The sequence below is a fragment of the Propioniciclava sp. MC1595 genome (assembly GCF_017569205.1).
Classification (GTDB): Bacteria; Actinomycetota; Actinomycetes; order Propionibacteriales; family Propionibacteriaceae; genus Propioniciclava.
On the sequence record NZ_CP071870.1, the window covers coordinates 1,391,314 to 1,410,071 of the forward strand.

Annotated in this window: 16 protein-coding genes and 1 pseudogene; 14 read left to right on the forward strand and 3 right to left on the reverse strand. The window is 71.7% G+C overall.

Annotated features, from left to right (window positions below):
• The first annotated feature begins 38 nt into the window (after positions 1-38).
• From era to J4N02_RS17380, 3 genes and pseudogenes are all read left to right on the forward strand, one after another.
• Positions 39-1,004, forward strand: coding sequence for a GTPase Era (gene era, locus J4N02_RS06575; protein ID WP_223202327.1), 966 nt, complete (start codon positions 39-41; stop codon positions 1,002-1,004).
• Positions 1,005-1,008: 4 nt separating this feature from the next.
• A complete protein-coding gene (locus J4N02_RS06580) occupies positions 1,009-2,175 on the forward strand; it encodes an aromatic acid exporter family protein (RefSeq protein ID WP_188333193.1) in 1,167 nt (388 codons plus the stop codon).
• Positions 2,176-2,266: 91 nt separating this feature from the next.
• Positions 2,267-2,545, forward strand: a pseudogene (locus tag J4N02_RS17380) (DUF2804 family protein); the annotation flags it as partial.
• A 76-nt stretch (positions 2,546-2,621) separates the two neighbouring features.
• On the opposite strand, the gene J4N02_RS16830 reads toward J4N02_RS17380, so the two are convergent.
• Entirely contained in the window at positions 2,622-2,783 is a 162-nt protein-coding gene (locus J4N02_RS16830) for a hypothetical protein (protein WP_243760893.1), read from the reverse strand.
• Here J4N02_RS16830 and J4N02_RS17385 point away from each other — a divergent pair.
• The 7 genes from J4N02_RS17385 to gdhA all read left to right on the forward strand — a co-directional run bounded on the left by J4N02_RS17385 (position 2,716) and on the right by gdhA (position 10,579).
• On the forward strand, positions 2,716-3,093 hold the full coding sequence (locus tag J4N02_RS17385; RefSeq protein WP_397421768.1) for a hypothetical protein: 378 nt from the start codon (positions 2,716-2,718) through the stop codon (positions 3,091-3,093). The two genes, J4N02_RS16830 and J4N02_RS17385, sit on opposite strands and share 68 nt — an antisense overlap.
• A complete protein-coding gene (locus J4N02_RS06590; protein WP_182814927.1) occupies positions 2,994-4,451 on the forward strand; it encodes an NAD(P)/FAD-dependent oxidoreductase in 1,458 nt (485 codons plus the stop codon). The genes J4N02_RS17385 and J4N02_RS06590 overlap by 100 nt, the downstream gene beginning before the upstream one ends.
• A 5-nt stretch (positions 4,452-4,456) precedes the next feature.
• Positions 4,457-4,633: a hypothetical protein gene (locus J4N02_RS06595; RefSeq protein WP_182814926.1), complete on the forward strand. Its 177-nt coding sequence runs from the start codon at positions 4,457-4,459 to the stop codon at positions 4,631-4,633.
• Between the two features lie 87 nt (positions 4,634-4,720).
• Entirely contained in the window at positions 4,721-6,076 is a 1,356-nt protein-coding gene (locus J4N02_RS06600; protein ID WP_188333192.1) for a hemolysin family protein, read from the forward strand.
• Positions 6,073-7,128, forward strand: coding sequence for a hemolysin family protein (locus tag J4N02_RS06605; protein ID WP_223202319.1), 1,056 nt, complete (start codon positions 6,073-6,075; stop codon positions 7,126-7,128). Before J4N02_RS06600 ends, J4N02_RS06605 begins: the two co-directional genes overlap by 4 nt.
• A 225-nt stretch (positions 7,129-7,353) precedes the next feature.
• Positions 7,354-9,114: a 2-isopropylmalate synthase gene (leuA, locus tag J4N02_RS06610; protein WP_188333191.1), complete on the forward strand. Its 1,761-nt coding sequence runs from the start codon at positions 7,354-7,356 to the stop codon at positions 9,112-9,114.
• A gap of 121 nt (positions 9,115-9,235) precedes the next feature.
• A complete protein-coding gene (gdhA, locus tag J4N02_RS06615) occupies positions 9,236-10,579 on the forward strand; it encodes an NADP-specific glutamate dehydrogenase (protein ID WP_182814923.1) in 1,344 nt (447 codons plus the stop codon).
• On the opposite strand, the gene J4N02_RS06620 is transcribed toward gdhA, so the two are convergent.
• Positions 10,572-13,157, reverse strand: a complete 2,586-nt coding sequence (locus J4N02_RS06620; RefSeq protein WP_188333190.1) for a PEP/pyruvate-binding domain-containing protein — start codon at positions 13,155-13,157, stop codon at positions 10,572-10,574. The genes gdhA and J4N02_RS06620 overlap by 8 nt on opposite strands.
• A gap of 72 nt (positions 13,158-13,229) precedes the next feature.
• Between J4N02_RS06620 and argG the strand changes: the two genes are divergently transcribed.
• The 3 genes from argG (at position 13,230) to J4N02_RS06635 (ending at position 16,987) form a co-directional block, all read left to right on the forward strand.
• Positions 13,230-14,660 carry an argininosuccinate synthase gene (gene argG / locus J4N02_RS06625; RefSeq protein ID WP_208091212.1) on the forward strand — a complete coding sequence of 477 codons (1,431 nt, stop codon included), beginning with the start codon at positions 13,230-13,232 and terminating at the stop codon, positions 14,658-14,660.
• An 8-nt stretch (positions 14,661-14,668) separates the two neighbouring features.
• Positions 14,669-15,973 (forward strand): MATE family efflux transporter, encoded by a 1,305-nt coding sequence (locus J4N02_RS06630; protein ID WP_188333188.1) that lies wholly within the window; start codon positions 14,669-14,671, stop codon positions 15,971-15,973.
• Positions 15,974-16,084: 111 nt separating this feature from the next.
• Complete coding sequence (locus J4N02_RS06635) at positions 16,085-16,987, forward strand: universal stress protein (protein ID WP_188333187.1); 903 nt, start codon at positions 16,085-16,087, stop codon at positions 16,985-16,987.
• Between the two features lie 3 nt (positions 16,988-16,990).
• On the opposite strand, the gene J4N02_RS06640 is transcribed toward J4N02_RS06635, so the two are convergent.
• Positions 16,991-17,779, reverse strand: a complete 789-nt coding sequence (locus J4N02_RS06640) for an isoprenyl transferase (RefSeq protein WP_188333186.1) — start codon at positions 17,777-17,779, stop codon at positions 16,991-16,993.
• A 72-nt stretch (positions 17,780-17,851) separates the two neighbouring features.
• On the opposite strand from J4N02_RS06640, the gene J4N02_RS06645 reads away from it, so the two are divergent.
• On the forward strand, positions 17,852-18,751 hold the full coding sequence (locus tag J4N02_RS06645; protein ID WP_188333185.1) for a universal stress protein: 900 nt from the start codon (positions 17,852-17,854) through the stop codon (positions 18,749-18,751).
• Positions 18,752-18,758: the final 7 nt, after the last annotated feature.

Below are 18,758 nucleotides of genomic sequence, written 5' to 3' on the forward strand. Positions count from 1 at the left end.
GCTTCGACACCGAGGGACTGGACGCCGCCGAGCTCGCCCTGCTGCGCTCGGCCGGCGCGCCCGCGCCCGGCCCGATCCCGTTCCCCAAGGGCTTCCGCTCCGGTTTCGCCTGCTTCGTCGGACGCCCCAACGCCGGCAAGTCGACGCTGACGAACGCGATCGTGGGGGAGAAGATCGCGATCACCTCCTCCAAGCCCCAGACCACCCGCCGGATCATCCGCGGCGTGGTGAACCGGCCGGACGCCCAGCTGGTCCTGGTCGACACCCCCGGCCTGCACCGCCCGCGCACTCTGCTCGGCGAGCGCCTCAACGACCTCGTCTACGAGACCTGGTCCACCGTCGACGTGATCGGCGTCTGCCTGCCCACCAGCCAGCGCATCGGCCCCGGCGACGAGTACCTGCTCTCCGAGATCGCCAAGCTTCCCCGGCGCCCCAAGCTGGTGGCGCTCGCCACCAAGACCGACCTCGTCTCGCCCGAACGCATCGCCCAGCACCTGGTCAAGATCATGTCGCTGGAGGAGGAGCTCGGCATCCGCTGGGAGACGGTCATCCCGGTCAGCGCCCTGACCGGCGACCAGGTCGACATCGTCGTGTCCGAGCTGATGGCGCACCTGCCCGACGGCCCGCCGCTGTACCCCGAGGGCGAGGTCACGGACGAGCCCACCGACACCCGCATCGCCGAGTTCATCCGCGAGGCGGCGCTCGAGGGCGTCTCCGAGGAGCTGCCCCACTCGATCGCGGTCGTCATCGACGAGATGAAGCTGCGCGAGGGGCGGCCGGAGGACAAGCCGCTGATGGACGTCTTCGCCAGCATCGTGGTCGAGCGCGAGTCCCAGAAGGGGATCATCATCGGCCACCGCGGCGAGCGGCTGAAGCAGGTCGGCCAGGAGGCGCGCCTGCAGGCCAAGCAGCTGCTGGGCATGCCGGTCCACCTCTCCCTCCACGTCAAGGTGCTGTCGGACTGGCAGCGCGACCCCAAGCACCTCAACCGCCTGGGCTTCTAGGGCCATGCGCCGCTGGGTGCTCTTCGTCGCCGCGCGGATCCGGCAGGGGGGACGCCGGGTCGGCGGCTCGTTCGTGCCCATCCTCCAGTCCGCCGTCGCGGCGGCCATCGCCTACGTGATCGCCGAGCAGGTCTTCGGACGCCCCGCGCCCCTGTTCGCCCCCATCGCGGCCTGGGTGTGTCTGGGCTTCAAGGCCGACCGCGTGCCCCGAAAGGTCGCCGAGCTCGGCGTCGGCGCGACGGCCGGCGTCCTGATCGGAGAGTTCTTCGCCGCCTGGCTCGACGTCGGCTGGTGGCAGGTCGGACTTGCCCTCCTCGTCGGCGCGCTTCTGGGCCGGTTCCTCGACCGCGGCGACCTCACCACGATCCAGGGCGGCGTGAACGCCGTGGTCGTGGTCAGCATGTCGTGGCTGACGTCGGTGACCGGCGGGGTCACCGGCCGCTGGGTCGAGGCGCTGGTCGGCGCCGGCGTCGCCCTGGTCGTGGCCGCCCTGCTGCCGCGCAACCCCACTGCCCGGCCGCGCCGGTACGCCCGATCCACGCTCACCGAGTACGCGACGCTCCTCGGCGTGGTGGGCCGCGGGCTACGCGCCGGCGACGTGCAACTCCTCGCCGACGCCCGGGGCCAGCGGCGGGCCGTGGCCGAGCTCATGGTCGACTGGGAGGAGACCCTCACCACCGCGCGCGAGGTCGTCGCCATCAACCCCACGCTGCGGCGGTACCGCCCCGAGGTGGCCGAGCTCAGCCGGGTGTTCCGCCTCCTGCAGCGCACCCAGCGGGCCTCCTACCTGCTCGCCCGTCAGGGGCTGGCCATGACCGAGGAGGTCGGGCCCATGCCCGAGGTGGGCGAGGCCCTCATGGAGGTGTCCACGGCCCTGAACTCGCTGGCCGGGGCCGTCGGCCACTGGAACCGGCCCGTCCGCGCCCGCGCGATCCTCCTCGCCGTGGCCCGGACGGCTGCCCCGTCGGAGGTCGAGGGCGGCGACTGGCGCCCGGTCGCGCTCCTCTCGCTGCTGCGCGCGGTGGTCGTCGACCTGCTGCAGGTCACCGGACTCTCCCGGGCGCAGGCCCGCGACGCGCTGGCCGACACGTGGGGGCGTCCCTTCGAGGACCGGGACGCCGAGCTCACCCCCGGCGAGAGCGACGACGACGCCTCACCCCTGTGGGGCTGAGTGGGATGCTGGGGCGAGGACGACCGCGCCGCGTGAGATCACCGCCCCCGTCGAGCTGGTCCGCCCCGACGGGCGCCTGAACCCGGACGCCGTGGGCTGGAGCCGGCGTCCCCTCCACGACACCTCCGGGGTGAAGCGCGGCCTGCGTGGCCTCGGCCGCAACAAGCGCTGGGAGTACTGGCTGGTGACCACCCCCGAGGTGCTCGTCTCGCTCACGCTCTCCGACATCGACTACGCGGGCGTGCACACCGTCTGGGCCTACGAGCGGGCCACCGGCCGTCGCGTCGACGAGTCCGCGGTGGTGCCGTTCGCATGGCACACCGACCTCCCCGGGTCGCTGGGCGCCGGGGTCGCCGAGGCCGGCTCGCGCGGCTTGGCCGGGCGCACCGAGGAGACGGCCGGCGGCACCCGGCTGCGGGCCCAGGCCGAGGGCGTCCGGTTCGACGTCACCGCAGGACGCCTCGGGGCCGGTGGCCGTACTCGATGTGGTGGAACTGGGCCGCCGGGGCCGGCCACACCGCCGACGGCCGGGCGCTGGGGCTGCAGTTCGGCGGCAAGTGGACCGACGGCACCGGCCAGCGCGAGAACGCCGTCGTGGTGGACGGCACGCTGTTCCCGCTGCACGATTCGGCACGTGGCACGGCACCGTCACCGCCGGGGGAGAGCAGCTGGAGGTCGACGGCGTGCTGGGCTTCGCGGAGGACGTCCGCAACCGCTGGTGAGGAGGGGGTTGCCAGCGCGGTCCGCCGTCACGTACCGTTGAAATACCCAGGGGGGTATGGCATCGACGAGGATGCCGACGGAACGGGGGAGCACACATGGCACGCACGGTCATCCTCGGCGCGGGGGTCTCGGGGCACACGGCGGCGCTGCACCTGCGGCGCCTGCTCGGCAAGGAGCACGAGGTCGTCGTCGTGACGCCGAACAGCCAGTGGAACTGGATCCCCTCCAACATCTGGGTGGGGGTCGGCACGATGCCGAAGAAGGACGTCGTGTTCCCGCTCGCCCCGGTCTACGCCAAGCAGGGGATCACCTACGTGCAGGCGCTGGGCCGCACGATCTGGCCACACGGCGATGCCGACAGCCCCCAGGGCGCCGTCGACGTCGAGTACACCTCGCCCGAGCGGCGCGGCGAGACCGAGCGCCTGCGCTACGACTACCTGATCAACGCCACCGGCCCGAAACTCAACTTCGGCGCCACCCCGGGGCTGGGCCCCGACGCAGGCCACACCGTGTCGGTGTGCACCGCCGACCACGCCGTGCACGCGGCGGCCGAGCTCGCGGCGTCCATCGAGCGGATGAAGGCCGGTCAGCGCCAGGTCATGGTGGTCGGTACCGGGCACGGCGCCTGCACCTGCGAGGGCGCCGCCTTCGAGTACGTCTTCAACGTCGAGCACGAGGTGCGCAAGGCCGGCGTGCGCGACCTCGCCGAGATTATCTTCCTGACCAACGAGTACGAGCTGGGCGACTTCGGGGTCGGGGGCATGGAGTTCGAGGAGAACGGGTTCCGCACCACCGGCAAGATCTGGACCGAGTCGCTGTTCCGCGAGCGCGGCGTGCGCGCCATCACCGGCGCGGGCTGCACCCGGATCGAGGAGGGGCTGATCCACTACGAGCTGCTGGACGGCACCGAGCACACCCAGGCGTTCGACTTCGCGATGCTCCTCCCGCCGTTCTCCGGGGTCGGGCTCAAGGCGTCCGACCGGGACGGCACCGACATCACGGACAAGCTCTTCGCGCCCAACGGCCTGATGCGGGTGGACGCCGACTACTCGGGCAAGGCGTACGAGGAGTGGAAGGCGTCCGACTGGCCCCGGACCTACCAGGTGCCCGGTCTGGACAACGTCTGGGCGGTCGGCATCGCGTTCGCCCCGCCGCACCCGATCAGCAAGCCGCGCAAGAGCCCGAAGGGGACCGTCATCTCGCCGGCCCCGCCGCGCACCGGCATGCCGTCGGGCGTGATGGGCAAGACCGTTGCGATGACCATCGCCGACCGGGTGAAGGGGAGGGCCAAGCCGCCGCACGAGGCGTCCATGGCGAACATGGGGGCAGCCTGCGTGGCCTCGGCAGGCACCGGCCTGTTCGAGGGCTCGGCCGCGGCGATCACGATGATGCCGGTGGTGCCCGACCATGAGCGCTATCCCGAGACCGGTCGCGACCTCGGCGAGACCAAGGGCGAGATCGGCCTCGCCGGCCACTGGATGAAGGCCTCGCTGCACCACCTGTTCCTGTACAAGGCCAAGGCCCTCCCGGGCTGGCAGATGATCCCGGAGTGAGGACGATGACCCACAACGAACACGCCACCATCGGCAACATCGACCACGTCATCGCGGCCGCGCCGCTGCCGACCAGGGCCACGCTCCGCCGGCGGTTCAATCCGGTCTGGCAGCTGTTCCGTGGTGCCGCGTTGATGATGCGCATCATGCGGATGGTCATCAAGGGGCACTCCGGCCACTGAGCGGCTGGCGCGCTCCTGCATACTGGAGCGCATGCCGCAACCTGCACCGGAGGGTTCCCATAGTCCTTGTGATCTCGGAGCCGCCCCGTGACACCCGTCGTCTCGCTCATCGTCGGCGTCGTCGTGGTCTTCGCGATCACCGTCGCCACCGGGTACTTCGTGGCCCAGGAGTTCGCCTACGTCGCCGTCGACCGCTCCCGCCTGGCCAGTCGTGCCGCCGCGGGTGACGAGAAGGCAGAACGCACCCTGGGCATCACCCGCCGCACCTCGTTCATGCTGTCGGGCGCCCAGCTCGGCATCACCGTCACCGGACTCCTCGTCGGCTACGTCGCCGAACCCCTGATCGGCCAGGCCCTCGGCTCGCTGGTCAGCGGCGGCGCCAGCACCGCCATCGCCGTCACCATCGGCGGCATCGTCGCGATCGTGTTCTCGACGCTGGTGCAGATGCTGTTCGGCGAGCTCTTCCCCAAGAACTACGCGATCGCGAAGTCGGCGGAGGTGGCCGACGCGCTCACCCCGTCCACGCGCCTGTACCTGACGATCTTCGGCCCCCTGATTTGGATCTTCGACAAGTCCGCCGAGCTGCTGCTGCGCGCGCTGCGCATCGAGCCCGTCCACGACGTCGAGGACACGGCCTCGGCCACCGACCTCGAGCGCGTCGTGGACGCCTCGCGCCGCGACGGGACCCTGTCGGAGGAACTGGGCCTCATCATCGACCGGATCATCGACTTCCCGCGCCGCGACGTGCAGCACGCCATGGTGCCCCGGGTCGCCGTCGACACCGTGCGCGACACCGCGACGGTGGCCGAGGTCCGCGCGCTGATGGCCACCGGCCACACCCGCTACCCGGTGCTCGACCCCGAGGAGGGCATCGTCGGCGTCGTCGCGCTCGTCGACGTGCTGGACGCCACCGACCGCCCCGACGAACCCGTCACCACCATCGCCCGTGAGGCGCTGGTCCTGCCCGAGTTCATGCCGCTGCCGGACGCCCAGCAGGAGCTGCGCGACACCGGCCGGGAGATGGCCTGCGTCGTCGACGAGTTCGGCAGCTTCACCGGCGTCGTCACGCTGGAGGACCTCGTCGAGGAGATCGTCGGCGAGCTGACCGACGAGCACGACCCCGACGACCCCGACTACCTGCCGAGCGAGACGGACGGCGTGTGGGTGATGGCCGGTGACGTGCACGTCGACGAGGTCGAGCGCGCGCTCGGGCTCGACATGCCGCCCGGCGACCACGAGACCATCGCGGGCCTGATCATCCAGGTGCTCGGCGCCCTCCCCGAGGTGGGGGAGACGGTCACCCTCGACCTCGAACCGACCGCCGCCCAGCTCGCCCTCGACGGCGACGCCCGGGCCCGGCGGGTGCTCATCGAGGTGCTCGCCATCGAACGCCACGTGCCCTCGCGGGTGCGCGTGAGCCTCCCGGACGGAGACCCCGCATGACGCCCCTCGAGACCGGCATGGGCGGATGGGCCGTCGCCGGCTGGACCGCCCTGCTCATCGTGCTGAGCGCCTTCTTCGTGGCCGCCGAGTTCGCCCTGATGGCCGCGAAGCAGCACCGCCTCGAGGAGCGCGCGGGGTCGGCCGCCGGCCGCGCCGCGCTGCGCAACTCCGCCGAGCTGACGCTCGTGCTGGCCGGCTCCCAGCTCGGCATCACCGTCTGCACGCTGGCGCTCGGTGCCATCACCAAGCCCGCCGTGCACCACGCGTTGACCCCGCTGCTGGCCACGTGGGGGATCCCCCTCGCCGTGGCCGACGTGGCCTCCTTCGTGCTGGCCCTGGTGTTCGTCACCTTCCTCCACCTGGTGGTCGGCGAGATGGCCCCCAAGTCGTGGGCGATCGCGCACCCCGAGCAGTCCTCGGTGCTGCTGGCCCTGCCGATGCGCGCCTTCATGTTCGTGATGCGCCCGATCCTCATCGCGATGAACTCCGCCGCCAACTGGCTGGTGCGCAAGGCGGGCGCCACCCCGGTCGACGAGCTGTCGGCCGGCCAGGACGCCGCCGGCCTGCGCCAGCTGGTCGAGCACTCCGCGAACGTGGGGGCCCTGGACGCGCGCTACCACCAGTCCCTGACGCGCGTGCTGACGCTGCGCGACCAGACGGTCGCCGACGTGGTCCCGCAGGGGCAGGAGCTGGCGTGGGTGCCGGCCGACGCCACGCTCGCCGACGTCCAGGCCGTCACCCTGGAGCACCGCCACCTGCGCGTGCTGCTGCGCGAGGGTGACAGGACGGTGGGCGTCGTCCACGTCCGTGACACCCTCGCCGAGCCGGACCTGGTGCGTCCCGCCCGCGACATCGCCCGCGAGCCCGTCCTGCTGCCGCACGACACGCACCTGGCCGAGGCGCTCAAGCGCATCCGGCAGGCCCGCACGCAGCTGGCGATCGTCACCCGCGGTGAGGCCGAGCTGGGCGTCATCACCCTGGAGGACGTGCTGCCGGCGCTCATGCCGACCGCGATCCTGGAGGAGGAACCGGTCGCCGCGGCCGGGCACTGAGTCCACCCGAACCCACGGCGTCCGCGTGTCGGACGCCGTGGCGCGGGGGCGTCAGGGGTGTACGATCCCAGCCATGGCATGGGTGACCCTCCTCCTTGGTCGCCGCAGCGAGGCCTAGGCTTCCTCGACACAGTCCCGTCGAGTCGAGCCGGTCGGGCTTCCTCGTTGCGGAGAGTCTGCGCGCCTGGCATCCCCCATCGTCTCGATCCAGCGAAGGACACCAGCATGACCACGACCACCAATACCTTCGGCACCCGCACGCAGCAGGGCGTCCCCGTACAGCAGCCCAGCCCGATGCCGTACCACCGCTACAAGGCCTTCGAGCCCGTCGACGTCCCCGACCGCACGTGGCCCAGCAAGAAGATCACCCAGGCGCCGCGCTGGCTGTCCACCGACCTGCGCGACGGCAACCAGGCCCTGATCGACCCCATGACCGTCTCCCGCAAGCTGAAGATGTTCGAGCTGCTGGTGAAGATGGGCTACAAGGAGATCGAGGTCGGCTTCCCCTCGGCCTCGCAGACCGACTTCGACTTCGTGCGCAAGCTGGTCACCGAGGACCGCATCCCCGACGACGTGCAGATCTCCGTCCTGGTCCAGGCCCGCGAGGACCTGATCTCCCGCACCGCCGAGTCCCTGGTCGGCACGAAGCGCGCCAACATCCACATGTACAACGCGACCGCCGAGATGTTCCGCCGCGTCGTGTTCGGCATCGACGAGGCCCAGTGCATCGCGATGGCCACCCGCGGCACCGAGTTGGTCATGAAGTACGCCGAGCAGTTCCTGGGCGCGACCGAGTTCGGCTTCCAGTACAGCCCCGAGATCTTCACCCAGACCCCGACCGACTTCGCCGTCGAGGTCTGCAACCACGTCGCCGACGTCTGGCAGCCCGGCCCCGACCGCGAGATCATCTTCAACCTGCCCGCCACGGTCGAGATGAGCACGCCGAACACGTACGCCGACCAGATCGAGTACTTCATCCGCAACGTCCGCAACCGCGAGAACGTGGCCGTCTCGCTGCACCCGCACAACGACCGCGGCACTGCGGTGGCGGCGTCCGAGCTGGGCATGATGGCCGGCGCCGACCGCGTCGAGGGCTGCCTGTTCGGCCACGGCGAGCGCACGGGCAACGTAGACCTGGTCACGCTGGGCATGAACCTGTTCAGCCAGGGCATCGACCCCAAGATCGACTTCTCCGACATCGACGAGATCCGCCGCACGGTCGAGTACTGCACCGGCCTGCCCGTGCACCCGCGCCACCCGTACGCCGGCGACCTGGTCTACACGGCGTTCTCCGGCTCCCACCAGGACGCGATCAAGAAGGGCCTGGAGTCCCTGGAGAAGCGCGCCGCCGCCGAGGGCCGCACGATCCACGAGGTCGACTGGGAGGCCCCCTACCTGCCGATCGACCCGCACGACGTGGGCCGCACCTACGAGGCCGTGATCCGGGTCAACAGCCAGTCCGGCAAGGGCGGCATGGCCTACATCATGAAGAACGACCACAAGATGGACCTGCCGCGCCGCCTGCAGATCGAGTTCAGCCGCGTCGTCCAGCAGCACACCGACGCCGCCGGCGGCGAGGTCAGCCCCGAGCAGATGTGGCAGATCTTCGAGGCCGAGTACTTCGGCGACCACACGCCGCTGGAGCTGCTGCACTACCGCTCCGAGGCCGACAACGGGCACTACAGCGTGGACGCCGTCCTGCGCGTCAACGGCATCGAGCGCCAGGCCGGCGGCGAGGGCAACGGCCCGCTGTCGGCGTTCGTGGACGCCCTGGGCGCGGCCGGGTACCCTGTGCGGGTCCTGGACTACTCCGAGCACGCGCTCAGCTCCGGCGGGGACGCCCTCGCGGCGGCCTACGTCGAGGTCGAGATCGGCGAGGGTGACGACGCCCGCGTCCTGTGGGGTGTGGGCCGGCACAGCTCGATCGTCACGGCGTCCATGAAGGCCGTACTCAGCGCGATCAACCGCTCCGACCGCACCGACTGATCCGACGGGCCCGGGTCCCGGATCCCATTGTGGGACGGCGGCCCGGCCGTGTGCAGCGACTCCTAGACTGCACACGGCCGGGCCGCCGTCCGGTCGTTGCGCGACAACGAAGGAGCCACCCATGGAACTCAGCCCGACGCTGCAGGAGGAGTTCGACATCGTCATTCGCCGCAACCCCGGCGAAGCGGAGTTCCACCAGGCGGTCCGTGAGGTGCTGGAGTCCCTCGACCCGGTCATCAAGAAGCGACCCGAGTACGTCGAGTACGGCATCATCCCGCGCATCTGCGAGCCCAACCGCCAGATCATCTTCAAGGTCAACTGGCAGGACGACAAGGGCCGCGTGCACACCAACCGCGGCTTCCGCGTCCAGTTCAACTCGGCGCTCGGACCCTACAAGGGCGGTCTGCGCTTCCACCCGAGCGTGTACCTCGGCATCATCAAGTTCCTCGGTTTCGAGCAGATCTTCAAGAACGCCCTGACCGGTATGCCCATCGGCGGCGGCAAGGGCGGCTCGGACTTCGACCCCAAGGGCAAGTCCGACCACGAGATCATGCGGTTCTGCCAGGCGTTCATGACCGAGCTCTCGGGCCACATCGGACACGACATCGACGTGCCCGCCGGTGACATCGGCGTCGGCGGCCGCGAGATCGGCTACATGTTCGGCCAGTACAAGCGCATGACCGGCCGCTACGAGTCCGGCGTGCTCACCGGCAAGGGCCTCACGTGGGGCGGCTCCCGCGCCCGCACCGAGGCCACCGGCTACGGCACGGTGTTCTTCGCCGACGAGATGCTCAAGCTGTCGAACGAGAGCTTCGAGGGCAAGAAGGTCGTCGTGTCCGGCTCGGGCAACGTGGCCATCTACGCCCTGGAGAAGCTGAACCAGCTCGGCGCGACCGTCGTGGCGATGTCCGACTCCGGCGGCTACATCGTCGACGAGACGGGCATCGACCTGGCCCAGATGCAGGAGCTGAAGGAGGTCCGCCGCGGCCGCATCAGCGAGTACGCCGACGCCAACTCGTCCGCGCGCTTCGTCGAGGACGGCCAGATCTGGGACGTCCCCTGCGACATCGCCCTGCCCTGCGCCACCCAGAACGAGCTGAGCATCGGCGGCGCCCGCGCCCTCATCAAGAACGGCTGCACGCTGGTCGCCGAGGGCGCCAACATGCCCTCGACGCCGGACGCGATCCGCGCCTTCCGCGAGGGCGGCGTCCGCTTCGCCCCGGGCAAGGCGGCCAACGCCGGCGGTGTGGCGACCTCCGCCCTGGAGATGCAGCAGAACGCCTCCCGCGACTCCTGGAGCTTCGAGCACACCGAGGAGCGCCTGCAGGACATCATGGTCGGCATCCACGAGCGCTGCGCAGAGACGGCCGAGGAGTACGGCCGCCCGGGCGACTACGTGACGGGCGCCAACATCGCCGGCTTCATCCGCGTCGCCGACGCGATGATGGCCCTGGGGGTCATCTGAGGCAGGACCGGCGCGCGCACAGGACGCGCTGGGACAGGATGTCGGAGTAGAGCTCGAGGTCGTCGAAGCGCGCCACGTGCACCACGGCGGCCAGGTGGGGGTCGGCGTCCGGCACCAGCTCCAGCAGCGCGTTCTCCCGGGCGGCCACCAGCGCCGGGTGGAACGTCACGCCCGGGCGGTCGTCGAAGACGGCGGCGTAGAAGATGCCGGTCTCCACGAGGTCCTGGAAGAAGTGCGACCCGTAGGACAGCTCGGGGCGGAAGTTGCCCGCGGCGTCCGTTGCCTCGACCAGCGCGGCCGCGTGGTTGATCTCGGCGAAGCGGACGGGCACGCCCAGTGACTCGGTCGTCGTGCCCCACCGGCCGGGGCCCAGCAGCAGGAAGCTGTCGTCCTTGAGCCGCCGGTTCACCTCGCCGACGAGCCGCGCGACGCCGTGCCGCTGCGGGGACCCCAGCCCGAGGTAGGGCGTGGCCCGCACCATCACGACCCAGTCAATCGGCAGGTTGACGTTGCCGCCCATGAACTCCCCGGGTGCGGCGAACAGGACGCCGCTGTCGTCCGCCACCTCGGGGATCGCCACCGACTGGCCGGGTCCGCGGGTCTGCAGCGGGCGGCACTGGACGATGCCGATGCGGGGCTCCCCGGCGCTGGTCATGTTCACGGTGAACTCGACGTCGACGGGGTAGTCGTAGGCGGCGGCGAGCGTGGCGAGGGCGTCCCGCATCAGGGCTGGGAAGGCGGTCTCGCCGAGCAGGCCCCGGAAGTCGGCCACCACCGGGGCGGCCCGGCCGGAGGTCGGACGCCCACGCTCGCGGTCGCGCTCGCCCAGCCGGCGCAGCACCGCCGTATCGGGGCTGGTGAAGAGCGACCAGTCGGCGCCGACGTCGGTGGCGGCGAGGTCGGCCAGCGGGACGGCGGCCTGCCGGCCGGCCGCGAGGTCGAGCACGTCCACCCGGCGCTGGCTGAAGGCCGAGAGGTCCTCGGGGTCGAACATGCGAGCGTTGAGCGGGTCAGCCAGGGCGACGATGCGGGCGTGATCGCTGGTGGTGCGGTCCACGGCGCGGGTGCCCAGGCCGAACACCAGCCGCAGCATGCCGGCCTCGGCGTCCACCGTCGCGTCCCACGTGTAGAGGTTCGAGGAGTTGGCCACCCCCGCGGCGTGCGGGAAGAAGAGCTGGCCGTGGTGGTCGCCCGAGACGCGCTGGATGAGAATGGCCATCTGCTCGTCCACCTCGGCGAGGTTGCGGGAGAGCCGGTAGCGCAGCGCCTCCTCGCTCATGGCCGACGCGTAGACCGCGCGCACGGCGTCCAGCAGCGCCTCCAGCCGCTCCTCGGGTGCCCCCTGGTTGGTGAGGAAGAAGCTGTCGTACTTGCCGGCGAAGGCGTTGCCGAAGTTGTCCTCCAGCAGGGAGCTGGAACGGACGATGATCGGCGCCTGCCCGAAGTGCCCGAGCATGTCGAGCAGCTGCTCGCGCACCGACGCCGGGAAGCGGCCGGTCGGCATCAGCTCGTGCAGCGTCGCGCCGGCGGACAGGAAGGTGCCGGGGTGGCTCTGGGCCAGCCGGTGCCCCCACCAGCCGTTGCTGACCAGGTAGTGGTAGAAGACGTCCGCGCCGAGGTGGAACGAGTCGTGCGGCTCGAGGTGGTCGACGAACCGCCCGTCGATGTCGTCGGCAAGGATCGCGCGGGCCGTCAGCATGCCGACCGCCTTGCCGCCGATGTGCCCGGTGCCCACGAGGCGCGTCGCGACGACGAGCAGGTCGTCCAGGCTCAGGTGGCGCCGGGCCAGCCCCGCCATCCGGCCGTCGTCGCGGCCCAGCAGTGCGTCCGCGAGCAGGGCGTGGGCGTCCCGTTGCTCGGCGATGCTGCCGTCCAGGGCGTCGAAGGCGTCGTCGACCAGGCGCGTCCAGTGGTCCGGACGCCGGCGCATCCGCCCGCGCGTAGCCGCCAGCCGGGCCGAAGCCGCGGACGAGGTGACCGGGATGGCCCGCTCGCCGGCGATGAGGTGCGGGAAGAACATGGTCGCCGAGCTGCGGCCGTCCACCTTCAGGGGGTGCACGTACGTCTCGTCGCCGACCACCTGCAGGTCGAACAGCACCTGCGTGGTCTCCCGGATGCCGGCCACCGTCGCCGCGCTGACCTCGTCGCGCAGCAGCGGGAAGTAGGCCACGGTGTCGAGCTCGTAGAGGAAGGGACAGGTCACCTTGAAGAAGCTCGTCAGCAGCAGGTCGGAGTGCCAGGCCTCCAGCAGGGCGGCCAGGGAGTCGAACACGTAGAACGCCTCGCGCCCGGTCTCCTCGACCAGGTCGTGGACGGCGATCGAGAACGGCTCGAAACCTTCCGCTGGGTCGAGGCGGTGCACCTGGACGTCGTCGCCTCCCACCAGCGGGAGGTGGTCGGCGAAGCGGACGTAGACGAGGCGCCGCCGCTCGCGGCGGGCGCCGGCCACGTAGGGCTCCAGCATGCGGGCGAAGTCGTCCAGGTCCTCGCAGTGCCACACGACGTTGTCCCCGATCCGGAGCCCGTCGATGGCGGCATCCAACCCGCCGATACCGGTGCTGACGCGTGCGGGATCCATGGTGGGGGCCTCTCCTTCGGACGGGTTCCACCGTAGCGGGGCGGGACGGGGGGGCGGGCACGCGGGGATAGGATCGCCCCCATGTCCAAAGTCCTGATGAAGCTCCCGGTGGGGGAGAAGGTCGGTATCGCCTTCTCCGGTGGTCTCGACACGTCGGTCGCCGTCGCGTGGATGCGCGAGAAGGGTGCGATCCCGTACACCTACACCGCCGACATCGGGCAGTACGACGAGCCGGACATCGCCTCGGTCCCCGGCCGCGCGGGCGCCTACGGCGCCGAGGCCGCGCGCCTGGTCGACTGCAAGGAGGAGCTGGTCAAGGAGGGCCTGGCCGCCCTGCAGTGCGGTGCGTTCCACATCCGCAACGCGGGCGTCCCCTACTTCAACACCACCCCGCTCGGCCGCGCGGTCACCGGCACCATGCTGGTCAACGCCATGTACGCCGACGGCGTGAACGTGTGGGGCGACGGCTCGACCTACAAGGGCAACGACATCGAGCGGTTCTACCGCTACGGCCTGCTGGCCAACCCCGAGCTGCGCATCTACAAGCCGTGGCTGGACGAGGACTTCGTCACCGAGCTCGGCGGCCGCGACGAGATGTCGGCGTGGCTGACCCAGCGCGACCTCCCGTACCGCGACAGCCAGGAGAAGGCGTACTCCACCGACGCCAACATCTGGGGCGCCACCCACGAGGCCAAGAAGCTCGAGTACCTCGGCACCGGCATGGACATCGTCGACCCGATCATGGGTGTGGCCCACTGGCGCGAGGACGTCGAGATCGCCGCCGAGGAGGTGTCGGTCACCTACGAGCAGGGCTGGCCGGTCGCCATCAACGGCGAGCGCCTCGACCCGGTCGCGCTGGTGCACAAGGCGAACGAGATCGGCGGACGCCACGGCCTCGGCATGAGCGACCAGATCGAGAACCGCATCATCGAGGCCAAGAGCCGCGGCATCTACGAGGCCCCCGGCATGGCCCTGCTGCACATCACCTACGAGCGGCTGGTCAACGCCATCCACAACGAGGACACGGTCGCGGCCTACCACAACGACGGCCGCCGCCTCGGCCGCCTGCTGTACGAGGGCCGCTGGCTCGACCCGCAGTCCCTGATGCTGCGCGAGTCGCTCCAGCGCTGGGTCGGCTCGGCCGTCACCGGCACCGTCACCATCCGCCTGCGCCGCGGCTGGGACCACACGATCCTCGACACCCAGGGCCCCGCGCTGTCCTACCACCCCGAGAAGCTGTCCATGGAGCGCGTCGAGGACGCCGCCTTCGGGCCGGTCGACCGCATCGGCCAGCTCACCATGCGCAACCTCGACATCGCCGACACCCGCACCCGCCTCGAGCAGTACAGCGCGCTGGGCATCGTGGGCGGGCAGGTCGCCGACCTGGTCGGCCAGCTCGAGTCCGGCCTCGCCGACCGCTACCTGACCGCCGAGATGACCGAGACCGACCCCGCCCAGGAGGAGTCGGTGAGCGTGCACGAGATGGAGGGCGGCTGGGGCTGATCCCCGGCATGACCCGGCGCTCCCTCGACCGCGAGATCCTCGCGCTGGCGGTCCCGGCGTTCGCGACGCTGATCGCCGAGCCGATGCTGGTGCTGGCCGACACCTTCATCGTCGGCCACCTCGGCACGCCCCACCTCGGGGGCCTGACGCTGGCCTCGAACGTGGTCGGCATCGTGGTCGGGCTGTCTGTCTTCCTCGCCTATGGCACCACCGCGATGGTGTCGCGCCGCCTCGGCGCGGGGGACCGCGCCGGCGCCCTGTCCAGCGGCATCGACGGCATGGTCCTGGGCGCCCTGCTCGGGCTGGTCGTCGCCGCGGTGCTGGTCCCGTTCGCCCCGGCGGTCCTGGGCCTGTACGGCGCCTCCGCCGAGGTGACCGCGCTGGGCGCCGCCTACCTGCGCGTGGTCGCGCTCGGGCTGCCCGCCCTGCTGGTGATCCTCGCCTCGACCGGCGTGCTGCGCGGGCTGCAGGACACCCGCACGCCCCTGCGCGTGGTCGTCACCATCAACCTGCTCAACATCGCCCTCAACGTCGCGCTCGTCTACGGCGCCGGCTGGGGGATCGTCGGCGCGGCCACCGGCACCGCGGTCTCCCAGTGGATCGGCGCCGCCCTGCTCGGCGGAGCCGTGGTGCGCGGGGCCCGGCGCGAGGGCGTCCGGCTTCGGTTCGCGCCCGGTGGCGTGCTCGCGGCCGCACGCCTGGGCGGCTGGCTGGTCGTCCGCAACGCCGCGCTGCAACTGGCCCTGCTGCTGACCACGGTGACCGCCGCCTCGCTCGGCACGACCGCCCTGGCCGCCCACCAGGTCGTGAACACCCTGTGGCACACCGTCGCCTATGGCGTGGACGCCTTCGCCATCGCCGCGCAGGCCCTGGTCGGGCTCCGGCTGGGGGCCGGAGACGTCCGCGGTGCGCGGGCCGTCCTCGGCCGGGTGGTCGCCTGGGGCGTCGGCTTCGGCGTGGTCGTCGGCGTGCTGGCCGTGCTGCTGCGCGGCCCGCTGTCGGGCGCGTTCAGCCCCGACCCCGCGGTGCAGGACGCCGCGGGCGCGGCCCTGCTCGTCCTCGCCCTGATCGCGCCGATCGGCGCGGTGGCGTTCCAACTGGACGGCGTCCTGATCGGGGCGGGGGACGCACGGTTCCTCGCGCTGGCCGGCATCGCCACGACCGTGGCGTACGCGCCCTTCGTGGGGGCGGTGTGGGCGACCTCCGCGGGACTGGCCTGGCTCTGGGCCGCGTACGGGGCGTGGCTGGCGTTCCGCTCGGTGGTGCTGGGCCTGCGCACGCGCTCCGACCGGTGGCTCCGGCTGGGCGCCTGAGGGCACGGGGGAAACCCCCGGGATCGCCCCCTCCCCGCGGTTCGGGGATAGACTGAGGCATCGCCGGACCACGATGCAGTGGCCCTCACTCATCGAGGAGGGAAGGAAGCCATGCCGATCTCGTTCAACGCCACAGGAAAGATCGTTGTCGGGACCGACCTCTCGGGTCGCGCTCAGGAAGCCGTCGCTTGGGCTGCCCACCGAGCGGCCGCCCGGAAGGTACCGCTCCTGATCGTCCTGGCCCTGCCCGAGGTGCCGATCCCGCGCCGCAGCCGACTGTTCGACGCCATGGTCACCGGTGACTACCACGGGTACCTCGCCGGGAACGCCAAGGCGAAGCTGGAGGAGCTGGCCGCCAAGGCGCGCGAGCTGCACCCCGAGCTCGAGGTGGAGACGGTCGCCGAGGAGGGCCTCGGCTCCTACGTGCTCGCCCAGGCCTCGAAGAAGGCCCTGCTCGTCGTCGTGGGCGCCCGCGGCGCCAACGCGCCGGCCAAGGTCCGGGCCCTCGGTGGCACGGCCGATGCCGTCGTCGCGCACGCGCACGGCCCCGTCGCCGTCATCACCGACCACGGCTCGCCGACGCCCGACGGCCCGGTGGTCGTGGGCGTGGACGACTCGCCCGAGTCCGACGCCGCCCTCGCCCTGGCCGCCGACGAGGCGGCCGCGCGTGGGGTGCCGTTGCGGGCGATCCACGCGTGGGACGTCGCACCCTGGATGATGGGCCCGATGGGGGTCACCGCCATGCAGTCGCTGCCCCCGGTGTCGCGCCTGAAGGAGCGCATCGAGGAGATCGTCGCGCCCGTCGTCGCCGACCACCCCGGGCTGGAGTACACCGTCGAGGTCGTCGAGGCCCGCCCGTCGGCGGCCCTCGCCGAGGCGTCGGTCGGGGCCAGCGAGCTGGTCGTCGGCTCCCGCGGCCTGGGCGGCTTCACCGGCCTGCTGCTGGGCTCGACGTCCAAGGAAGTGCTGCGCGACGCCGACTGCCCGGTGATCGTCACGCGCGCCAAGGAGTGAACCTCAGCGGCTGAGCTCGTTCGGCACGGCCCCGCCGTAGCGCCGGTCGCGCTGGGCGTACAGCTCGATGGCGTGCCACAGGTCGCGGCGGTCGAAGTCGGGCCAGAGGCGGTCGAGGAACACCATCTCGGCGTACGCCATCTGCCACAGCAGGAAGTTGCTCGTGCGCTGCTCGCCCGAGCTGCGCACGAACAGGTCGACGTCGGGCACGTCCGGCGCGTACAAGCGGCTCGCCAGTGACTTCTCGGTGATCCGCTCGGGGTCGATGCGCCCGGCCGCCGCGTCGGCGGCCAGGGCGCGCACGGCGTCCACGATCTCGGCGCGCCCGCCGTAGTTCACGCAGAACTGCAGCGTCAGCGTGGTGTTGTGCCGGCTCATCTCCTCGGCGACCTTGAGCTCCTTGATCACGCTCTTCCACAGGCGCGGCTCGCGCCCGGCCCACACGATCCGGACGCCCAGGCCGTTGAGCTCGTCGCGCCGGCGGTGGATGACGTCGCGGTTGAACCCCATCAGCCAGCGCACCTCGTCGGGGGAGCGCTTCCAGTTCTCGGTCGAGAACGCGTAGGCGGAGAGGTACTTCACGCCGATCTCGACCGCGCCGTGGATGACGTCGAGCAGGGACGCCTCACCGCGTGCGTGGCCGTCGGTGCGGGGCAGGTTGCGCTGCTTGGCCCAGCGGCCGTTGCCGTCCATGACGATGGCGACGTGGTTCGGGACGAACTTCGCCGGGATGCGGGGCGGCTGGGCGCCGCTGGGATGCGGAGTCGGCGGGACCGGGCGGTGCGCGGGCATGCGCCGAGCCTAGCGGCGATAGGCTGGTTGCCACCGCGCTGCCGGGCCGGAGGTGGTCTCGAGGAGGAGCCAATGACCGAGCAACTGCAAGCAGGAGGCCGGATCGTCGTCGGGACGGACCTGTCCCACAACGCCGACCACGCCGTCGACTGGGCCGCCGAGCGCGCCGTCGAGGTGGGTGCGCCCCTGCTGGTGGTGCTGGCACTGCCCGAGGTGATCATCCCCCGGCGCGTGCTGCCGCACCACGTGCTGGCCTCCGACCAGGGCATGGACGAGGTCCGCCAGCGCGCCTCCGCGCGCCTGGCCGAGCTGGGCGACCGGGTGCGCGAGGCCCACGAGGGCCTCCAGGTCGAGACGCGGCTGCTGACCGGGCGGGCGTCCTATGTGCTCGCCGGGGCGTCCAGGAGCGCCGAGATGGTCGTGGTCGGCGCGCGCGGGCGCTCCGACGTGCCCGCCTCGGTGCGCGCCCTGGGCGGCACTGCCGACGCCGTCACCACCCACGCGCACGGCCCCGTGGCGGTCATCCGCCCCGACACGAAGCGGGATGCCGAGGGCCCGGTCGTCGTCGGCGTCGACGACTCGCCCGAGGCGATGGCCGCGGTGTCGTTCGCCGTGGCCGAGGCCGTCCGTCGCGGGACCGGCCTGGTGGCCGTGCACGTGTGGGACTCCACCCTGATGCTGCTGGGCGGCGCCGGCCTGTGGTCGGGCGACGGCACGCAGGTCAGCGCGGCCCTGGAGACGATGGTCGACGAGGTCATGCGCCCCTACCTGGACGAGCACCCCGACCTGCAGTACCGCACGCTCGTGCTCTCCGGGCGCGCGCCGAACGTGCTGGCCGAGGCCGCGCACGAGGCGTCCGTGCTCGTCATCGGGTCGCGCGGGCGCCACGGCTTCGCCGGGCAGCTGCTCGGCTCGACGTCGCGCGACGTCCTCCGTGAGGCGGAATGCCCGGTCGTGGTGGTGCGCACCTAGCACAATG

Coding starts and splice junctions, on each gene's coding strand:
- J4N02_RS06580 (WP_188333193.1), top strand. CDS start 1,009: ATGCGCCGCTGGGTGCTCTTCGTCGCCGCGCGGATCCGGCAGGGGGGA.
- J4N02_RS06590 (WP_182814927.1), top strand. CDS start 2,994: ATGGCACGCACGGTCATCCTCGGCGCGGGGGTCTCGGGGCACACGGCG.
- J4N02_RS06595 (WP_182814926.1), top strand. CDS start 4,457: ATGACCCACAACGAACACGCCACCATCGGCAACATCGACCACGTCATC.
- J4N02_RS06605 (WP_223202319.1), top strand. CDS start 6,073: ATGACGCCCCTCGAGACCGGCATGGGCGGATGGGCCGTCGCCGGCTGG.
- leuA (WP_188333191.1), top strand. CDS start 7,354: ATGACCACGACCACCAATACCTTCGGCACCCGCACGCAGCAGGGCGTC.
- gdhA (WP_182814923.1), top strand. CDS start 9,236: ATGGAACTCAGCCCGACGCTGCAGGAGGAGTTCGACATCGTCATTCGC.
- J4N02_RS06620 (WP_188333190.1), bottom strand. CDS start 13,157: ATGGATCCCGCACGCGTCAGCACCGGTATCGGCGGGTTGGATGCCGCC.
- J4N02_RS06630 (WP_188333188.1), top strand. CDS start 14,669: ATGACCCGGCGCTCCCTCGACCGCGAGATCCTCGCGCTGGCGGTCCCG.
- J4N02_RS06635 (WP_188333187.1), top strand. CDS start 16,085: ATGCCGATCTCGTTCAACGCCACAGGAAAGATCGTTGTCGGGACCGAC.
- J4N02_RS06640 (WP_188333186.1), bottom strand. CDS start 17,779: ATGCCCGCGCACCGCCCGGTCCCGCCGACTCCGCATCCCAGCGGCGCC.
- J4N02_RS06645 (WP_188333185.1), top strand. CDS start 17,852: ATGACCGAGCAACTGCAAGCAGGAGGCCGGATCGTCGTCGGGACGGAC.